Origin of the sequence: Pseudomonas sp. NBRC 111140 (assembly GCF_001320885.1) — a bacterium.
In the GTDB taxonomy this organism is placed as follows: domain Bacteria; phylum Pseudomonadota; class Gammaproteobacteria; order Pseudomonadales; family Pseudomonadaceae; genus Aquipseudomonas; species Aquipseudomonas putida_P.
On the sequence record NZ_BCBQ01000036.1, the window covers coordinates 20084 to 36888 of the forward strand.

At 60.1% G+C, this 16805-nt stretch carries 22 protein-coding genes; 1 reads left to right on the top strand and 21 read right to left on the bottom strand.

What is annotated here, in order from left to right:
- Positions 1-113 precede the first annotated feature (113 nt).
- The 20 genes from APH42_RS13910 to APH42_RS14000 all read right to left on the bottom strand — a co-directional run bounded on the left by APH42_RS13910 (position 114) and on the right by APH42_RS14000 (position 13736).
- Positions 114-1091, bottom strand: coding sequence for a DUF4917 family protein (locus APH42_RS13910; RefSeq protein WP_060493532.1), 978 nt, complete (start codon positions 1089-1091; stop codon positions 114-116).
- Between the two features lie 290 nt (positions 1092-1381).
- The gene (locus APH42_RS13915; protein ID WP_218187657.1) at positions 1382-1795 is read right to left on the bottom strand and encodes a hypothetical protein; all 414 of its coding nucleotides are present in this window, start codon (positions 1793-1795) and stop codon (positions 1382-1384) included.
- Between the two features lie 69 nt (positions 1796-1864).
- Complete coding sequence (locus APH42_RS13920; RefSeq protein ID WP_060493534.1) at positions 1865-2455, bottom strand: tail assembly protein; 591 nt, start codon at positions 2453-2455, stop codon at positions 1865-1867.
- Between the two features lie 2 nt (positions 2456-2457).
- Positions 2458-2850: a hypothetical protein gene (locus APH42_RS13925; protein WP_060493535.1), complete on the bottom strand. Its 393-nt coding sequence runs from the start codon at positions 2848-2850 to the stop codon at positions 2458-2460.
- Positions 2847-3845, bottom strand: coding sequence for a hypothetical protein (locus APH42_RS13930; RefSeq protein ID WP_256217826.1), 999 nt, complete (start codon positions 3843-3845; stop codon positions 2847-2849). The genes APH42_RS13925 and APH42_RS13930 overlap by 4 nt, the downstream gene beginning before the upstream one ends.
- Before the next feature lie 3 nt (positions 3846-3848).
- Positions 3849-4448 carry a hypothetical protein gene (locus APH42_RS13935; RefSeq protein ID WP_060493536.1) on the bottom strand — a complete coding sequence of 200 codons (600 nt, stop codon included), beginning with the start codon at positions 4446-4448 and terminating at the stop codon, positions 3849-3851.
- A complete protein-coding gene (locus APH42_RS13940) occupies positions 4445-4747 on the bottom strand; it encodes a hypothetical protein (RefSeq protein ID WP_060493537.1) in 303 nt (100 codons plus the stop codon). The genes APH42_RS13935 and APH42_RS13940 overlap by 4 nt, the downstream gene beginning before the upstream one ends.
- Before the next feature lie 336 nt (positions 4748-5083).
- Entirely contained in the window at positions 5084-6883 is a 1800-nt protein-coding gene (locus tag APH42_RS13945) for a DUF927 domain-containing protein (RefSeq protein ID WP_060493538.1), read from the bottom strand.
- Complete coding sequence (locus tag APH42_RS13950) at positions 6870-7760, bottom strand: toprim domain-containing protein (RefSeq protein ID WP_060493539.1); 891 nt, start codon at positions 7758-7760, stop codon at positions 6870-6872. Before APH42_RS13950 ends, APH42_RS13945 begins: the two co-directional genes overlap by 14 nt.
- Positions 7757-7984 carry a hypothetical protein gene (locus APH42_RS13955; RefSeq protein WP_060493540.1) on the bottom strand — a complete coding sequence of 76 codons (228 nt, stop codon included), beginning with the start codon at positions 7982-7984 and terminating at the stop codon, positions 7757-7759. The genes APH42_RS13950 and APH42_RS13955 overlap by 4 nt, the downstream gene beginning before the upstream one ends.
- The gene (locus APH42_RS13960) at positions 7977-8258 is read right to left on the bottom strand and encodes a hypothetical protein (protein ID WP_060493541.1); all 282 of its coding nucleotides are present in this window, start codon (positions 8256-8258) and stop codon (positions 7977-7979) included. Before APH42_RS13960 ends, APH42_RS13955 begins: the two co-directional genes overlap by 8 nt.
- Positions 8259-8261: 3 nt before the next feature.
- Positions 8262-8606: a hypothetical protein gene (locus APH42_RS13965; RefSeq protein ID WP_156352759.1), complete on the bottom strand. Its 345-nt coding sequence runs from the start codon at positions 8604-8606 to the stop codon at positions 8262-8264.
- Entirely contained in the window at positions 8603-8818 is a 216-nt protein-coding gene (locus APH42_RS13970) for a hypothetical protein (protein WP_060493543.1), read from the bottom strand. The genes APH42_RS13965 and APH42_RS13970 overlap by 4 nt, the downstream gene beginning before the upstream one ends.
- Positions 8815-9108, bottom strand: coding sequence for a hypothetical protein (locus tag APH42_RS13975; protein ID WP_060493544.1), 294 nt, complete (start codon positions 9106-9108; stop codon positions 8815-8817). The genes APH42_RS13970 and APH42_RS13975 overlap by 4 nt, the downstream gene beginning before the upstream one ends.
- Positions 9105-9272: a hypothetical protein gene (locus APH42_RS29860; protein ID WP_156352762.1), complete on the bottom strand. Its 168-nt coding sequence runs from the start codon at positions 9270-9272 to the stop codon at positions 9105-9107. The genes APH42_RS13975 and APH42_RS29860 overlap by 4 nt, the downstream gene beginning before the upstream one ends.
- Positions 9273-9433: 161 nt before the next feature.
- Positions 9434-9925: a hypothetical protein gene (locus APH42_RS13985; RefSeq protein WP_060493546.1), complete on the bottom strand. Its 492-nt coding sequence runs from the start codon at positions 9923-9925 to the stop codon at positions 9434-9436.
- Complete coding sequence (locus APH42_RS13990) at positions 9922-10437, bottom strand: Rha family transcriptional regulator (RefSeq protein WP_256217827.1); 516 nt, start codon at positions 10435-10437, stop codon at positions 9922-9924. Before APH42_RS13990 ends, APH42_RS13985 begins: the two co-directional genes overlap by 4 nt.
- Positions 10434-10787, bottom strand: coding sequence for a hypothetical protein (locus tag APH42_RS13995; RefSeq protein WP_060493548.1), 354 nt, complete (start codon positions 10785-10787; stop codon positions 10434-10436). The genes APH42_RS13990 and APH42_RS13995 overlap by 4 nt, the downstream gene beginning before the upstream one ends.
- Positions 10788-10958: 171 nt before the next feature.
- A complete protein-coding gene (locus tag APH42_RS29210; RefSeq protein WP_082421397.1) occupies positions 10959-11177 on the bottom strand; it encodes an AlpA family transcriptional regulator in 219 nt (72 codons plus the stop codon).
- A gap of 1110 nt (positions 11178-12287) precedes the next feature.
- Complete coding sequence (locus APH42_RS14000) at positions 12288-13736, bottom strand: tyrosine-type recombinase/integrase (protein WP_060493549.1); 1449 nt, start codon at positions 13734-13736, stop codon at positions 12288-12290.
- Positions 13737-14166: 430 nt separating this feature from the next.
- Here APH42_RS14000 and APH42_RS14005 point away from each other — a divergent pair, with 430 nt between their 5' ends.
- The gene (locus APH42_RS14005) at positions 14167-14373 is read left to right on the top strand and encodes a DUF3079 domain-containing protein (RefSeq protein ID WP_012270079.1); all 207 of its coding nucleotides are present in this window, start codon (positions 14167-14169) and stop codon (positions 14371-14373) included.
- A gap of 61 nt (positions 14374-14434) precedes the next feature.
- Here APH42_RS14005 and APH42_RS14010 read toward each other — a convergent pair whose 3' ends face one another.
- Positions 14435-16732, bottom strand: a complete 2298-nt coding sequence (locus APH42_RS14010; RefSeq protein ID WP_060493550.1) for a TonB-dependent siderophore receptor — start codon at positions 16730-16732, stop codon at positions 14435-14437.
- Between the last annotated feature and the right edge of the window lie 73 nt (positions 16733-16805).

Here is a 16805-nt window from a genome sequence, read left to right on the forward strand (position 1 = left end):
GCAGTCCAGAATGCCTACCAGCAGTGCGTACCAGCAGTCCGTACCGTGATGGATATCACGCGCTCATAACCATCACTGGTGGCGCGTGTATCACTGCACAAAAATTTAAAGCCTCACCCCCAAACAGCGGCAGATTCGGCTTGGAAGAACTTGACTTCGATGTTCGGAGAATCTAGAAAACGAGTCGCGTTTCCTCGAGTCGCAGTATTAGCTTCACTATGCTCATCACCATAAATGCTAACATACACCATACGAACTGAACTTTTCTTAATACGATCAAAGATATGCTTATCATTCCCATCCATTGAATGACCATATATAAAAAGCACACCTGAAAGATCTGCAAGCCTTTGAAAGCAGAAATTCAAATAAGGATTATGCTCAATCCTTGACTTTTTCTTTTCAGAAGTAGGCTCAGAAACAAAAGACGGAAACCTTCCCGCCTCAAGGTTATTCCTGACCTTATCAATAATAGAAACACCATCCTCTGCAAAGGTATGCTTCTTTATGTCAGAGCCATTATCATAAATATGCAACCCACCATGCAAAAAATGAACATTCTGACTTGTCCCCTTCCCAACCCATGTTTCATGCTGCCTGAAACCATCATCCGTCCTGTAATTCTGCGGATCCAGAAGCCGCATATTACGCGCCCAATAGAACAACAAATCATAGTTCAAGGTGAAAACTTCTTTAAAACCAGACAGAAAAGCCCGAACCGCTGAGTACTGATGATTTCCGACTTCATTCGGACGGTCAGGATGCGTTGCAGAGATCACCCGAATCAGCGCAGATTTCAGCTCTTCTTGATCCTCCTTAATACAATCGATCATATCTTGATCTGCCGCATAAACAGTTAACACTGTCTCGGCCGCAACCAAATACTTCATGACCTTTTCAAAATCATATGTACCAATTTCATTAAATAGCGCCCTGAGAGCTACATCTCGGCGCCCGAAATCTGCAGCCTCAAACAAGTTCGCATAATTAAAAATATCTACATTCCAGGCCTGCGAAAAACCATTAGCTAATAGTATGGAAGGTGTTTCACCATCTTCAATCGAATCTATAGCTTCTTGAAAAGTGATCATGTATTGCTCTCCATGCGTAAATTTTTCTAGACCTTGCATCATGCCCCATCCGCGACAACACCAATGAGGCTTTAAAAAGCACCACGCAAAGCGCGCAGGCATAGCTCGCGTAGCCATTGGCAAATAATCTTACGTTGGCAGAATGTCAAGATTCCTTTCCCCTGAGCGGGGTTGGCTAGGTTCCCAAACAAGACAGACGATACGGTCTCAGTGAGACGTTTTGGTCTGTCTCGCGCCACAAAACGGTGAGGTCGTATTTCGTGGCGCGATGTAGAGGAAGCCATGGCAGGCTAGAACGCTGTAGGTGAGAGATCCATGCTCATGCTGGTATCGATCGAGATACGGTATTTCTTGATGGCGCCAGCATCCAATACGAATGAACGCTCTTTGAGGCCGCCACCGCATAAGGTAGTGGAGTTGATTCCCACGATTCTCTCGCCCGGCTCAAGGTAGAATTTGGCACTTTCCCCCGAAGCAATTTCATCTGACTTCTTTCCGTCAATGTAGAGGATGGTGTTGCAAGCGCTGCCGGTGAAGCCTGAATCGCGAGTTACGACGAGCGTCCCGTAAGGGCTGGGTGGTGTTGCTTGAAACGCCAACAGGCGGCCTGCTGGAACAGGGTCTGCCTGAGAGGAAGGGATAGGGGATGTAGCACAGCCGGATAGCAACGCCATCCCGGCAGCGACGATATAGGCAATACGCATACGATCATCCATTTGTTGCGCAATAGGGCGCTGAAAGTAACACGCCCCAGTGCCTACGCTAAATCGTCTTTAGGACTTGTCTTCCGCAACAATCGAGGCAGAGATGATCGCCCCGCCCCAACGACGTTCGCCGATGCAGATCGGGACAGGGTTACCACTGGCGGTGGTGTTTCGGGCTGAGCCGAAGGCGTAACTTGGCAGGTTCTCTGGCGCTCCGCTCTGGGACAGACCTTTAGCCTGGGGGCTAAGCATTTGGATGACGCCCCCGATAGCCATAGCAACGCCGGTCTGAACCATCCAAGGTTGCTGAGCAACTACACCAACCACGATCAAAACCGCCGCCAGTACAGTCTGCAGAGCACCGCCGCGTTTACTGCCGGCGATGACAGGCACGATGCGTACCTCCCTAGCCCCTCCACGGTCGAACTCATCCGCCCCAACGTTCTTCCGATTCCTGAAAATGGCGAATCTCATGCCCAGCGCCTCAAGTCGCTTGATCTCTCGTTCAAAGCCTTCCAGCGTTGCCTTCAAGGCACGGAACACCTCCCAGGTGTTTTGGCTGTCCAGCAGGTAGTCCTTTTTGCGGAAGAACTTCCGAATCAACGGGCCAGACAAGTACACAGTGGTCATCTCTGGGGCATTGCGAACAATAGCGGCCATCGTTATTTCTCCTCTGCTCCAGCGGCGCTTGATTTGGGAACATCGGCGCCGATCAGCTCGGCAAGGATCATGCGAGCGGCCATCGCATCCTCTCGAATGGCCTTTTCACGTTTCGGATCAGGGTTCCAGGCCGCGCAGTGGAAGGTCACCTCGGCACGGGCACACTTGCGCTCCGGTGTTGCTTGCCAAAGCTCCGCCGCTATCCTTGCCTCTTCCTCGGTGAAGTACGGGCCATCGAAGTCCTTACGCCCACCCTTCACGATGTCGCTCACGTTCCAGACCTTGTAGCCGGCCACCATTGTTGGGTGCTCGTCAAAGTCCGTGCTCTTGCGCGCATCTGCAAAGAGCTCACGGTGTGTTGGCTGTGAGGTGCTGCTGTTGCTTGGTTCTGTCATGTGTACCTCTGGCGCCGCTGGCGCTGGTTATGGGCAGTTGCCCGTGGGTAGTTGATGGGGCTGATCACCCGATCAGGTTGCAAAGAATTGCCTCTGACTCGGCCATGTCGTCGCGCTGGCTGGCGACCAGGTAGCGGAACACCGCCAGCGCCTCGGCCTTGTCTCGGGGCCGGATCTGCGCCAGCAGGCCGAACACGAACCAGTCCCGCGCTGTCGCCTCTGGCGTCCCGGTCTACGGCGTGGCGCAGCCGGTAGAGCTGGTCCCAGTACCCCAGCTCGTACAGGCAGTCGGTGAGGGTGTGGGGCAGCAGCTCAGGCTGGGCGTTGAACCGGGCGGCTACCTGGCCCTTGTCGAAGTCACCGAGATGGCCGGTAGGCTCCAGCCCGCGCAGCGCTGCGATACAGAACGATTCCGCCTCGGTGTCGGCCAGCAGGGCATCACCAAAGCGAGCGTCGCCCTCCAGCCTCAGCCGGTGCCGCTCGATGGCTCGAGTGGCCAGCGCATCCAGATCAGCGAATCCGAATGACGACATGGCGGCGAATGGGTGGCCGGGGTTGGTGGCCACCAGGTAATCCCGGTACCGCTTCTCCAGCACATCGAGCGGCGTCCTGATCTTCTTGGTGCCCTCCATGGCCCGCTCAATCAGGGCGACCTGACCGGTGCTGATGATCGAGCGCAGCCAGAGCACCGCATCCACTTCCTTGTCGCCGGTGACGACCTCCTGCGGCGGCAGCTCGGGCACGCTCGGCAGGGTCTCGGTGCTGGCGCTGATCGGTGGCAGGGTGAACAAGGCGTGATGTTGCTCGTTGTCGCGGAAAGCCCCGGAGCGTGAAACCAGGGTCTTCACCGTTCCCAGCGGCAGGGCGGTAATCTCGGCCACCTCACGCAGCGAGTGACGGCGGCGCAGGTCCAGCACCTGCCGGCGCTGCTCGTTTGAAACCCGCTGTTTCGTCTTGGCGGCTGAATTTGCCTGTTTCATTGCTGGCGCGGTCATGGCTCACACCACCCTCAGTTTCGGTGGCAGCTTCGGCCCGAACGGCGCCCCAGGTGCGAATGGGTCAGGCAGCACGCCATCGGGGCAGTCCCTGATGAAGTCCGCCATAGCCGCGTGACAGGCGTTGAACAGCGGCGCGTCATTCCACTCCTGCGCCCGGCGCTCTGCGCTGTCCTCCAGCGCATGGGTGAACACCAGGCCTTCCAGGTTGGTGACGCCCTCCTGCCTGGCCCGTTCGCGCTCCACCGTGTTCACGCTCAGCAGGTCGCACAGGCGCTCGAACCCCAGGGCCTTGGCCAGCCCGTCATGGTCGAACAGCAGTGACTGGCCAAATCCCGCCAGCGCCACCAATGCCTTAGCGCGTTCATCCGATCGGTGCATCTGCGCCCGCTGCTCCAGATCGGCAATGGCCTGGCGGGTGAACGGCAGGAACGCTTTCAGCTTGCCCGCCTGGCGGCGCATGGCACGTCGCTCAGCGTGGATCGAATCCAGGTTGCCGCTGATGTTGCGGCAGATGCGCCGGGTGGTGACGAGTTGCGTGCTGGCGCTGATACCTGGCTTCAAGGCGATATCGCACAGGCGCATGGTCGGGGTCATTGTCATGGGTGGGCCTCCATGGGCGTGTTGTCGTAGGTAGCGCGCAGCTCGGTACCGATCAGGCAATGGCGGCCGGCAGGCGCATAGCAGCCCCGGCAGGTCATGACATGGCTGATGTACCGATCGCGGGCCTGCCGCCACTCAGGCGTGGCATTGGCGGCGTTGGCGTAGGGGCCGGATGGCAGCTGGGCAGGCTCGACCAGCACCGGGCGCGGACGAACCGGGGCGCGTTTCACCATGGGTGGTTTGCATGCGCCAGCAACGTTCGGCGGCATGTGATTGAGCAGGTCGGATAGGAGGCTCATGGCGTCACCCCACCCGGATTCCCATAACGCCCAAATGTGTCTGTGAAAAAAAATCGGGGGAACGGGGGAACGCGGGGAACACCCAGTGTTTCCGGGGCCTCCAGCGGGGGTACGTGTTCCCCACCCGAAAAACTGGGGAACAGTGATAACCAAACAGAAGGAACACCACAGGCTCTTATATCCAAAAACATGTTTGTGTTCCCCCTGTTCCCCAACACTTCAATAAGGGGGAACGGCTACAGGCCGCGTATTTGCTGGCTGTTCCCCCGTTCCCCCTGTTCCCCACGTTTTTAGGTTCCTGTGGATTCGGGCATTGGCGTTCGGTGGTGATGGCGGTCATAGGCCACCGCCTTCACCGTCCATGGCGTCGGGGTCGATCACATACAGGCGGGCAGACCCACCAGCAGGCAGGCGGTACTTTTTAGTCCTGCGGCTGTCTCGGTCGGTATCGTGCTTGGCGAGAGCGCCAGCGCCATCCAGCGCCTTCACGACACGCGCCAGCCCGTGCCCATGGGCGGCTTCGGTCAGCGCGGACTTGTTGAACAGATACAGCCGCTTGGTGCCAACCACCTCCCAGTACCCGGCGCGGTTGAACACCTTGGTGTCTGGCATCTGGTCTTCTACGTCCGAAAAACGGCTGCTGCCGTGCTTGTCGATAAAGTCGAGGATGCCGGCCAGGATCTGGCGGTCTTCGGCATTGCCACCGCCCACCCGGCTCAGCCACTCGCCGTACAGCAACTGGCAGTCGGCCAGAGCGGCGCCCGGCGTCCAGGGCAGCAGGCCGTAGGCAATGGCCATTTCCCCTGCCAAGGCGATCACAGCGAAGCGGTCCGCCACCCGCCCGGCCTGGGCGTTATCCTCGACGAACTGGGCGCGGATACCGGCGAAGTCCTCCAGCAGGCCGGGGCGGTCATCGCTGGCCAGCAGCTTCTCCACGAAGGCTGGCCCGATATGGCCATGGTTCGCTCCTACGGCTACCGTGAGCTGGCGATGGAAGTCGGCGCCCTCCAGGCCGTGCAATTCATCGAAGGCTCGGTGCGTGCGGGTACCGGCGTTCACATCCACCATGCGCAGCTCAGCGCCAGCGTGGGCGGCGTTACCGCTGATGGCCGCGTGCTCGGACAGGGAGCGCTCTCCGCTGGAAAGCGCCAGCAGGCGCCAGCTCAGTTTCCCGCGGGCCTCCCGGTCACGGGTCATGGTGCCTTTGCCCTGACCGTTGGCGAGCGAATAGGCCATTTCCTGTACGCGCTTGGGGTCGGCCCTCTTGATCTCGTCCAAGGGCAGCATGGTGTCGTTGCGGCTGGACGCCTCGATCTCCAGGCCTCCCTTGGTCATGTCCCAGGACGCAGCGAAGATGCCCGGGTCGCCCCATACCGACGAACCGATCAGTTGCGCCAGCGACTTGCCGCTGGAGCTGTCGCCCACCAGGTGAACACCGCCACCCAGTACGCCCACCAAGCTCAGCAGCGGGCCAGCGAGGGCGCAGCCGATGGCCAGGGTGAGCACCGGGTTGCCCTCGCACTTGGCCGCTACTTCGGCCTTCCAGCCATCTAGGCTGCCGCGCACGCTGAACAGGTTCTGCCCCTTGGCGCTGGCCTGATAGCGCACCTTGTCGCTGCCGATAGTCCGCCCAGGCAGTACAAAGGCGCCCGACTCATGCCAGCCGGGGCGGCAGGTGGTGGCGAACACCTCTGCAGGGCGCTGGTCCAGCAGATACTCCATGAACTGGCCGCGCTTCTTCAGGGCGATAATGACGCCCATGCCGAACAGCGTCCGCCTGGCGTCCTCGCCACTCCCGCCGAACACCTCCATGGGAATGATCCAGTCCTTGGGGCCGCTGTCGGTGAGCAGCCGCAGATATCGGCCTTCACTGCCGTCATCGCTGTTGGTGGTGCGGGCAGCGACGGTCACCGGCGTGGCAATCCACTCGTCAGTGATCGAGCGGTCGGCCTTGTCGTCGTCGCTGTCGTCGTCGCCGGCACTGCGCTTGAAGCCGTGCCAGTACACACCGGGCTTGAGCCTGCGGCCTTTCTCATTCGTCACCCAGTGCTCATACACACCCCAGCACGGGCGGTCAGGCTCGACCTTGGGTGCTTCGGGGCGCAGGTTGATGACGTTGGTTTCAGGCGGGCGCATGGCGGCAACTCCAGGCGGCGAGGTCGTTGAAATCGGAAAGGGTCAGCGGCGCATCGGCCGGCCACTCGGGGAAGGTCACCAGACCACCACATGCGGCTGCGGCGTCATGGGCGGCGGTGCGCCCCGGATTACCCTTGCCCTCGGCCTCGGTTTCGCGGTCATCGTCGCCGGCGATGATGATTTCGGTGCCGGGGTGGTCGGCACGTAGCGCCAGCGCCACCGGTTTCAGGTTCCCGGCGTTCATCGCGCAGGCGACCGTGTAGCCGCTCTCGTGAAGCGTGGCGCCCGTGGCCCAGCCTTCGCAGATACACAACGGCCTGCCTGGCGTGATGCGTCCCAGGGGCGAATAGGCGCCCTTGATGCGCCCGCCATATAGGAAGCGCTTGTCGCCGTCCGGGGCGATCCGTTGCAGGTTCACCAATACGCCGCCGGCGTACAGCGGGATCAGCAGGTCGTCACCACGCTGGCGCAGGCCGTGGCCACGAATGCCCTTGGCGACCAGGTACGGGTGGGCCGGATCAGCGCGGCGAGCATCACGCCACCAGTGTTGAGCTAGGGTTGCCGCCTTGAGCTGGCGCCGTTGCCGTTCGGCCTCCCGCTGGCGCCGGGCCTGCTCGATGCGCTGGCGCACCTGCTCGGCTTCGCGGGCGTCCACCGGCTCACGGCTACACCAGGTGCTGGTGCCGCCCGTCTTCCAGCTCCCGAACGCGCCCGAGGCAATGCCATCGGCAAACAGGCAGTACCAGCCGTTGAGCGTGGTGGGCTTGTCGCCGGGAACATGGAAGCGGTGAATTTCGCCATCGTCCAGGGGGAGCCAGTCGAGCGGCCCGTAGGCCGACTGGAGCACGTCACGGAAAAGGATCGTCGCGTCGGTCATGCGGCCCCCTGCGGTGGCGTGAAGCGCTTGGCCAGCCGCTCCAGTTGGTTGGTCAGGCGCTCCAGCTCAGGGCAGTGACGACCAGCGTCACCCTCGGCAATGCGCAGTTCCAGGAAGCCAACCAGGGTTTCCACCAGCAGCGCATAGCTGGCGCTGTCGATATGGACGCCAGCAGTGGGCGGGCGACCGGCGCCCTTGCGGCGAATGGGCGTGACCTTACTCACGGCCCACCTCCACGGCGCCAGCGAATGCCCGGCAGACCTGGTCGTTTTTGACCGCGTGCCAGTAGGTCAGCTCGTCCAGCGACTCGACGAGGCAGGCCGTCACTACGGCCTCAGCACTACGCAAAACTACGCGGCCACACTCGGCATCGGCCTGGCTCAGAAACGGCCCCAGCAAGGCGCGTTCGGCCTTAGGGTGGCTCACGTAAAACAGCTCGGTGGCTTTCTTCGGGCAAGCCGATCCCGTCAGCGCTTGCGCACTGTTTTGATTTTGCATGGGTTACTCCCCGTCGAAGTCGATAGGCGTGAAGCGTTCGGCGCCGTTACGCATTGCTCGCAGGCCCAGGGCGGCGGCCTTGGCCACGGCGTCTGCAAAGCCCAGCTCTAGGCTGGTGGTACGACCGCCCATGTCAGCGATGGCAAACCTGATAGCCTCATACGCTGCGGTTTCATCATTGGCCGACAGCTCGACAATCTCACCATCGAAAAAGGCGATGCCCTTTTCCCAGTCAGCGGCCACACCAGGGTTATTGCGCGGCCAATTGACCATCCGCCCGCAATCGTCGCGGCTTGTGAAAGTGAGGTCGTCGCGACAAGCAATGGACGCTTTAATCATGGTGCTCACACGTCACCCCCTTGCTCAGCGATCACGCCGGCCAGCATTTCTGCCCAGGCCATGGCGGTGTGCTGCGCCATCACGGCGGTGACGCGGGCGACGATGAGGGGCGTGGTCGGTGCGGCGATCACCGCCAGGGCCATGCTCAGCAGCACCAGCACGCCTTGTACATCACGCAGATCGTCTTGGGAGTCGTCAGGCATATGGATGAGGGGGCTCATACGATCACCTCGTCATCCATTCCGGCCCGCTCGCCTACAACGCCGAACGAGGCTCCCAGGTGGCGATGAGCCCAGCAGAAATTACGGCTGAAAATTCGAACCTGCTCCAAGTGCCGTGCAATGTCGCACATCGGCCCTTCGGTATGGCTTGAACACATGGGGTAGAGCAGCTCGTAAAGCTTGTTGAATTCATCCCTGGCAAAGTTCATCGAGCACATGGCGCGGGCGTCGAGCACTGCCTCAGACAGCACCTCGCCTTCAAGGGTCGCAACGCTTGGAAAGCGGTTCATTGGGCACCTCCGACATTGGCAACAGCCTGGAAGTGCCCCACCAGAGCAGCGCCTGGATGCGGCTGCTGCCGGCACTCCTCCAACGCGGCACGGACTTCATCCGACACACGCAAGGCTTCGTCCAGGCCGGCCAAAGAGCCACGGCAACGACCTAGGATGCTCACAGCTGCTCGAGGAAAGTCCGCACTCACCAAGGTGGCGATATCACCTGCGAGGCTTACCCCAACCACTGGGGGAAGACGGAACACTTGTTGACCAGGATTCGTGACCACGACTTGAGACTGGATGAAGCCCTGTACGGCCTCGGAGGCCTGCTGAACGTGAGTCACTGGGCACCGCCTTGCGCTTCCAGGGCGCGTGCTTTCGCCATAGCGGCGTTGTAGCGTTTGAGGCGCGTGGCAAGGCTGGAGTCAGCGTGAAGGGCAGCGATCGCCATTGCGCGATGCGCGGCGGCACGAAGTCGAGACGGATTGAGGGCGTGTTGCATGTGTGTAGCTCCAACTTGAGATGTGGAGCTGCCACGAACCGTCGCCAAACGATTATGGGTGGCAGCCGTACGCAGGTTGGCGAACCGGGCAAGTTGGCACCCGGCAGACCCGAAGGTCTCCCACGTACGGCCACCATAAAGCAGCATTGCAAGCACAAAAAAAGCGCCAGCAATGGTCATGGGGCGCTTGTGCGCCAACTTGAAGTTCAGGTCGCCAAACCTGACCGCTGAATTTGCAACGGCAGCCGGACGATACCTGCCGTTGGGAGTGTATGCAACCCCCTGTTTCGGACTGGGCAACGGCAGCACTGGGTGGATGGCGGGCGTCATTGGTGGTCGCCCTCCAGGTCGAGTGGGAGTTTCAACTGCTCCCGCAGATGAGCGACGTGCTGGTACGCGCCTGGCTTGTCGTAGCGCCAGTGGGCCAAGCGACGGCCGCATTCGCTGACCTGCTGTTGGCGAGCTTCCAGAACTTGGCGGGCATACCCGTACCGCGCTTCGCGGAATGCCATGATGAGGTCGGCTTTCAGACCAACTACGCGATCACTGTTGCGCGACAGCGCCAGCAGGAAGAACGCTTGATCCTCATTCAACAGGGCGAAACGTTCCGGCCTCCCCCCGGTCGTCCCCGCCAGAGGTTTCTCCGTTTGAAACGGAACAACCCCGAACTCTTCGAACTTGGCTATGTAGCGGTCGATCAGCGCTATGGAGTTCTTGTGCTTGTTCTCCAACTGTTGAGCCAGCAGGCGGCTATCAACGCGTGGCTCACCGTTGTACTGGGTCAGGGTAATGAGGGGCTTCTCGTTGGCAGGCGCTGCCGGTGGCATGGTCGTCTTTTTCATGCGGCCACCCGCTGGCGCTGCTTCAAAGGCGAGCACAGCATCTCCAACACGGTGCTGGCGCGGCGGCGTTCGTCGGCAGGAAGGGTGTACCTGGTCACGGTGCAAGGTTCGCCCCAGTGATTCGGCACGCGCTCGAGCTGGCGCTGAAACTTCAGGCCATAGCCGTTGGCCAAGCTGCTGATGGTCGAGTGCAAGCAGTGGTCGCCCAGACGCTCAGCCTCGAAGCGTTGCAAGCTGCCATCATTCAACATGTACGCCAACACCCGGGCGATCTTGCTCGGTGGCTTGATGGTGGCCATATCGCCATGAAACTGGTTGCGGTTCTCTGCAGGAATCGTGGCCTTAGTCATTTAGGCCACCTCGCTTTCAGAGCGAGCACCAAGGCTGTTCACCTCATGCCGCTGAGTGCCCCAGGAACGGAGCACCAAAAATTTTAAGGGTACAGGAAGGGATAGAACCGCTTTTCCCAGGCCAGCCGATCCCCGCCCTGCGCTTACGCAGAGTTGATTTGTCATCATGGGTTAAGCCTCCTGGCTACGCAGGAAAGACTCCACAGATTCCGGCTCCCAACGGACAGAGCGACCGAAACGGATAGGGGTAGGGAAACCGGGAGTTTTGGACCAGCGCCACCAGGTGGAGCGGCTAACTTGGTACTTGGCGCACAGCTGGGCTGCGGTGGCGCGGGTGCCGGGGATCGGCAGACGAGGTGTATCGGCGTTGCTGATGGCAGTTTGAGCCATGATCGATTTCTCCATTCGAGGAAAAACCGAGGGGATCGACCTGTGAATCACCGGGAATGGGGCACCTGTATGGAGACCCAGTGTTGCGCAATATTCCCGTTGGTACTACAGTCCGCCCGAGTTTACCTTTTACGGTAAAACGTAAAAAGCAAACCCTGAAGCCGTCTCAAAAGCTTCTCCCCTCGGGGCTTGTGTGCTGGCTTAGCTACGCACAGAGGGCGCTGCAACGCCCTTTCCCGATCAGCCCCTGGTGCTGCAATACCAGGGGCTTTTCTTTGTCTGCTGCTCAACGGACCAGCATCCCGACATTTATGCCTTGGCGTTTCACCACATAGCTGCCGTGCCAGGAATGAGCAGATGTTAACGGCGGACTTTGCGAATTCGCAACAACTTTCTCGCCTTTCTGGCAGGTACCTTTAGATAACTAAAGTCCGAGGACTGTTTATCCCCGGACAAATCCATCGTTTCATTTGTACCACTGGGTACCGCTGAGTGCCCAGGAGTGCTCAGGAGGGCTTTTGGGGTCTTCCGCCATCCACTACCGATTCGCCACCTACCGCTCGTCAAAAACCGTGAAACCCCCGTTTTTACTGGGCCCTGAACAGGGACTGTTGAGGGCCTCAAAAGGTACTGCGTAGAAAAACCCGCCACCTTGGCCAGGTCTCATTGACGGCACGAGAACCGTTTTCCTTGTTCCACTGAAAGAAGGAAATCGACTCCGCGCCACAAAACCGTGAATTACGATTTCGTGGCGCGCACGCTCTTTTTCCACATGCAGAACAGCCCGGCCGGCAAGTTACAACGCTGCGTATTATTAAACGTTGCTTATTTGCTCTTATTCGCCGTTATTCACTGTTATGCATTGTTTCTGACTGTTTTCGGCAGGGTTTGCGGAAGTGAAAATGGCGGCAGGCCGCGCCAACAGGGAAATTGTAGACGGACTGAACTGGATGGGGTTCGCATAGCCTGGCGGCTGTCATCCCATAGCCTGCCGATGCGCTAGGCAGGCCGAAAGCTGAAAGGATGATGTTGAAAGCGAGGGTAGTCAGTTTTTAGCGGCTAAATTTGGGCCACTGGCCCCGGTGACTGAGGGGCCAGCCGAGAAGCCCTTCACGTCTTAGGCCCCGCTGCCTTCTTTTTCCGGCGCGAAATTGAAAGCACATTGCCATCAGCCTCCTTAACTTCTCCTAGGGCAACTGCCAATCCATGCTCAAACAGCTCCATAGCCCGGCGCTTCTCTGGCAATGCGGCCTCTGGGTTGTTCCGGTAGTGCTTCGATACCACTCCCGTCTGGCCATGCGCCTGCAAAAGGTCCGACAGCCGATCATCGATGCCCCGCCTTTGCATTAGCTGGGTGCAAGTACGGCGCAGGTCCCTTGGCGAAAAGGACGGTACCCGCACTCCTTCAACCGCGGCGTGCTTGGAATCCATCCAGTCAGCTATTGCATGAGTCGGGCTACTGATAACGAATGGCTGCTTACCATGGGTTGTCCAAGGCCACTGATGGTCGCCGCTGATCTCACGCACGCGCAGCATGAGGGAAATGGCCCGATCCGAGAGGGGGACAAGATGCGGTCGACTCATGGTCTGCCCACCCCTGCCTTTCCGATGAACCAGCAGGACTGTACCTGCCTCTAGGTCATAGTCAGCCCAGGTGGTTTCGATGATGTTCTTGATGCGTTGCCCGCCAGTGGCGATCACAAACTTGAACAGCAGCGCCATCACAGGACCGATGCCCTCTGTACTCTCGATCGTCTGCCAAAAGTGCCTCAGCTCCGCATCCGACAGCGCTCGCTCGACAGGGGCCGAAACCTTCTCGACCCTCACCATCGCGGCCGGATTGATTTCCAGGCTGTACACCTTCGCATTGGCGCGCCCTACTACGCTCTCCACTGTTAAGCCATGATTGAAGGCAGCGACCAGAAACGAACGCATTCGGTCGGCCTGAACCTTGGAGCCACGTTCCCAGATCGGATTGAGGATGCTCAGGATATGCTCTGACCGAACGTCCCGGGCCTTCATTTGCATGATCTCGGGATGCGGCGTCTCCAGGTTGGTCTTGAATAAGCGCTCAAGCTCCTTTACGACGCCTGGAGTCGCTTTGGCTCGACGTGACTCAACGTAATCCAGAAACAGGTCATGGAAGCTGCCGCGGGCTGCGTCTATTTCGGCCAGGCGTATGCGCTCCCGCCTGTCCGCCTCCGCCAATGCCTCCGCGTTCTCACGCTCGATTTCGGCCGCAGCCTTCTGAGCGGCAACGCAATCAAGATATTTGGCTAGGCCGCCCACAGCTGATGCCTCAGCCGAAATACGCATTGCCTCGGTACGGATGCTATCCAGGGTGTGTTCACCTGTGCCAACACGCGGCTTCTTGGAAAGTATTCCCAGAGCCAGTCGCTTGTCGCTGTCGGGTGTGCGCTCTCGGTAATAGGCCTGGATCGCGCCAGAAGCTTTGCGCTCGAGCAGCAGGGTGCCCTTTCCACGGGAGCCCACCGGTTCCGACTGTCTCGTTTTGACCGCGTAGGCCTCCATTTCAGTCATGCGCGTGCGCTTAGCCATTTTTCCCCGTTTCCTCCACATTTTCCCCGTTCGATCCCCGTTTCTCATGCAAAGGTACGCTATCGGGTGAAACTTAGAAAGACAACGATTAGGCTGAAAGGCGCATAAATCCAAGGTATAGCGATATTTCGTGCAATCCAGTGAGCACTCAAAAATCATCAAAGCAAACGGCTTGTAATCAGTAGTTCCCGGGTTCGATTCCTGGTGCCGGCACCATACGCAGTATCAAAAAGGCTCACCGAAAGGTGGGCCTTTTTTGTTTGTACCGTTTTTCTTTGAATACCCACATCAAACACCCTGCAGTCGCCAAAAGACTGCAGCCTTCCCCCTCAGCGTGCTCGTGCAATTACTGCAGCGTTTGATTTCGATCAAGCTCCCTGCAGCCATGAGGCATAGCCTGTTTTCAGGCAGCCCTTGAGGGAAGCACCCCATGGCCAAGAAATTCCCCACAAACCCCAGCCATCCCGAGCGTATCTGCTGGGGCTGCGACCTCTACTGCCCAGCCAAAGCCCTAGCCTGTGGCAACGGTGCAGATCGAACAATGCATCCGATAGAGCTGTTTGGCGAGGATTGGGAGAGCTTGGAGGGCCGGCTGGAGAAGCCGGTTGTTCGGGGGCAAGAGGCAGAGCCCGGGTGAAGAAGGGCCGCTGCGCGGCCCATCGCGACACAAGGCCGCTCCTACACTTGACCGTGCCTGATCAGAAGGCAGTGCTGACCGTCAGCGAAAGGTTACGCGGGTCGCCATAGATTGCCCCGGCGTAGAACCCGTACTGGGTGTAGTAGTGCTTGTCGAACAGGTTGTTGGCGTTGACGCTGACGCTGGTGTCGTCGGTCAGCTGGTACTTGGCCATGGCATTCCAGATGGCATAACCGGACCAGTTCACGTCAGTGGCACCATTGCTCACGCCATTGGTGGGCTGACCTGCCGGGCTGGAAATGGCGCGAATGTTGGTTTGCGCGGTCACGCCTGCGCCCAGGGTGAGGCGGTCGAGCGGGCCGCTCAGGCGGTAGGTGGTCGAGGCCTTGAACAGGTGCGACGGGTCGCTGCGACCGTCGCTGTCGACGCGGCGGAAATGCAGATAGGTGTAGCCGGCATACACGTTCCAGTTGGGGCTCAGGGCACCCGCGACTTCCAGGTCGATACCGTCGGTTTCCTGCCCGGAACCGGCCTTGTAGGCATTGCCACCAGTCGGGGTGGTCAGGTCGCCATCCAGCACGGCCTTGTTTTCCTGCTTGGTGCGGAAGTACGCCGCCGAGGCGTTCAACCGGCCATCGAACCACTCACCTTTGATGCCGGTCTCGTAGCTTTGCCCGCGAATCGGCTCGACCTTGCTGCCGCTGCTGGTTTCAGAAGTTTGCGGTGTGAAGATGTCGGTGTAGCTGGCATACACCGAGTAATTCTCGTTGAGGTCGTACACCGCACCCAGGTAAGGGGTGACGATGCCGTTCTCTTCCTGGCTGCTGCGCACGCCGGCCACGCTACGGGTAACGGACGAGTAGTTGCTGGTGCGCACGCCGACGATCACCGACAGCGGGTCGGTGACGCTCAGGCGGGTGGCGGCGTACATGCCCTGCAGGCGGGTGGTGGTCTTGCTGTGGCGGCCGGTGCGCGAGGCGAGGATGTCGTAGTCGTCATCCACTCCATTGCGCCAGTCGGTCAGCGGGAAGCCGTTGTTGGCGCGGAACTGGCAGCCCAAAGCAGGCGCGCTGGCCATGCCGTCACCGACCATGGTGCAGGAGTATTCCGGCGACCAGCCCACCGTGCGGCTGTCGTTGTAGCCAACCATGGCCTGGTGGGTACGGCCGAACAACTGGAACGGACCGGACAGGTCGATTTGCGCCGATTGCTGGGTGGTGTCGCTGGAGCTGTGCAGGCCATTGAGCACGGCGCCGCTGCCATCCTGGTCCCAGTAGCCGCCGTAGCTGCCACGGCCCGCCGAGTTGACCTTCGCCAGGCCACGGTGGTTCAGGGCTTCGGTAGTGGCCTGGGCGCCTTTCAGGTCCAGGGTCCAGTCGTTGTCGAAGCGGTGCTCCAGCGAGCCGAACGCAGTGCGGGTGGTGTACTCGCCAAAGCTCCAGCTGGGCACCACGTTGGTGCTACGTGGCAGGTCGGTCTTGCTGCCGTCGCGGTACCACAGCGGGATGTTCGCCCCCCAGCCGCCACCAACCACCTTGTTGTACTCGTACTGGTAGCCAGCGCCGAGGGTAGTCGCCTCGTCCAGGTCGAATTCGAAGTTGGCCAGCGCGGCGCGGGAGCGCTCGGACTGGTTGTCGCGGAACGAGTTGGCGTCTTGCTGGGTCATCACGAAGCGCGAGCGCAGCCGGCCGTCTTCGGACAATGGCAGGTTGAGGTCGGCGCCCAGGCGGCGTTTGTCCCAGCTGCCGTAGGTGGCATAGGCGCTGCCACCAAAGGTCTTGGTCGGTGCCTTGCGGATCAGGTTGACGGTGGCCGACGGGTCGCCGGTGCCGCCCAGCAGACCGTTGGCGCCGCGCACGATGTCGATGCGCTCGTACAGGTCCATGTTCAGCGCATTGCCGCTGCCGCTGAAGTCAGAGCCGCCCTGGGTCTGCAGGCCATCGACCTTCCAGTTGCTGATCGAGTAACCACGGGCACGGTAGTCGGTACGCCCACCCACTTCGGACTTGTTGGCCGTTACCCCCGGCGTGGTTTGCAGCGCCTGCTCGATGGTGTGGATGTCGCGGTCATCCATCTGCTGACGGGTGATGGTGGTGACCGATTGTGGCGTCTGTCGCGGCGTCAGATCGAGGCCGGTGGAGCTGCGAGTGCGCTCGACCGTGTAGCCCAACTGGCCGGCATCGTCGGCTGGCAGTAACGCGCTGTCTTCGATCTGCGTGGCATCCAGCTCCAGGGGTTTACCGTCGGCAGCCATGGCGCCACCGCTGATGGCAACGGCAACGAAGAAGGCCAGCGGCTTGAGACGACTGCCACTTGGGCTGCTGGGGGTGAAGACTTTCGGGGTGCTCATAGGATTCATTTGGGAAGACTTCGTATTTGCAGATGATTTTTTGTTAGGATTCTAGGGACCGGCCCTCCGGGCTCCAGACCCG

Excerpts from the sequence above, each read along its gene's own strand:
- APH42_RS14005 (WP_012270079.1), top strand. The coding sequence starts at position 14,167 with ATGGCCAAGAAATTCCCCACAAACCCCAGCCATCCCGAGCGTATCTGC.
- APH42_RS13925 (WP_060493535.1), bottom strand. The coding sequence starts at position 2,850 with ATGACAGAACCAAGCAACAGCAGCACCTCACAGCCAACACACCGTGAG.
- APH42_RS13995 (WP_060493548.1), bottom strand. The coding sequence starts at position 10,787 with ATGACTAAGGCCACGATTCCTGCAGAGAACCGCAACCAGTTTCATGGC.
- APH42_RS13930 (WP_256217826.1), bottom strand. The coding sequence starts at position 3,845 with ATGACCGCGCCAGCAATGAAACAGGCAAATTCAGCCGCCAAGACGAAA.
- APH42_RS13990 (WP_256217827.1), bottom strand. The coding sequence starts at position 10,437 with ATGAAAAAGACGACCATGCCACCGGCAGCGCCTGCCAACGAGAAGCCC.
- APH42_RS13920 (WP_060493534.1), bottom strand. The coding sequence starts at position 2,455 with ATGGCCGCTATTGTTCGCAATGCCCCAGAGATGACCACTGTGTACTTG.
- APH42_RS13975 (WP_060493544.1), bottom strand. The coding sequence starts at position 9,108 with ATGAACCGCTTTCCAAGCGTTGCGACCCTTGAAGGCGAGGTGCTGTCT.
- APH42_RS14000 (WP_060493549.1), bottom strand. The coding sequence starts at position 13,736 with ATGGCTAAGCGCACGCGCATGACTGAAATGGAGGCCTACGCGGTCAAA.
- APH42_RS13950 (WP_060493539.1), bottom strand. The coding sequence starts at position 7,760 with ATGACCGACGCGACGATCCTTTTCCGTGACGTGCTCCAGTCGGCCTAC.
- APH42_RS29210 (WP_082421397.1), bottom strand. The coding sequence starts at position 11,177 with ATGGCTCAAACTGCCATCAGCAACGCCGATACACCTCGTCTGCCGATC.
- APH42_RS13935 (WP_060493536.1), bottom strand. The coding sequence starts at position 4,448 with ATGACAATGACCCCGACCATGCGCCTGTGCGATATCGCCTTGAAGCCA.
- APH42_RS13945 (WP_060493538.1), bottom strand. The coding sequence starts at position 6,883 with ATGCGCCCGCCTGAAACCAACGTCATCAACCTGCGCCCCGAAGCACCC.
- APH42_RS13940 (WP_060493537.1), bottom strand. The coding sequence starts at position 4,747 with ATGAGCCTCCTATCCGACCTGCTCAATCACATGCCGCCGAACGTTGCT.
- APH42_RS14010 (WP_060493550.1), bottom strand. The coding sequence starts at position 16,732 with ATGAATCCTATGAGCACCCCGAAAGTCTTCACCCCCAGCAGCCCAAGT.
- APH42_RS13915 (WP_218187657.1), bottom strand. The coding sequence starts at position 1,795 with ATGCGTATTGCCTATATCGTCGCTGCCGGGATGGCGTTGCTATCCGGC.
- APH42_RS13970 (WP_060493543.1), bottom strand. The coding sequence starts at position 8,818 with ATGAGCCCCCTCATCCATATGCCTGACGACTCCCAAGACGATCTGCGT.
- APH42_RS13910 (WP_060493532.1), bottom strand. The coding sequence starts at position 1,091 with ATGATCACTTTTCAAGAAGCTATAGATTCGATTGAAGATGGTGAAACA.
- APH42_RS13960 (WP_060493541.1), bottom strand. The coding sequence starts at position 8,258 with ATGCAAAATCAAAACAGTGCGCAAGCGCTGACGGGATCGGCTTGCCCG.
- APH42_RS13985 (WP_060493546.1), bottom strand. The coding sequence starts at position 9,925 with ATGACGCCCGCCATCCACCCAGTGCTGCCGTTGCCCAGTCCGAAACAG.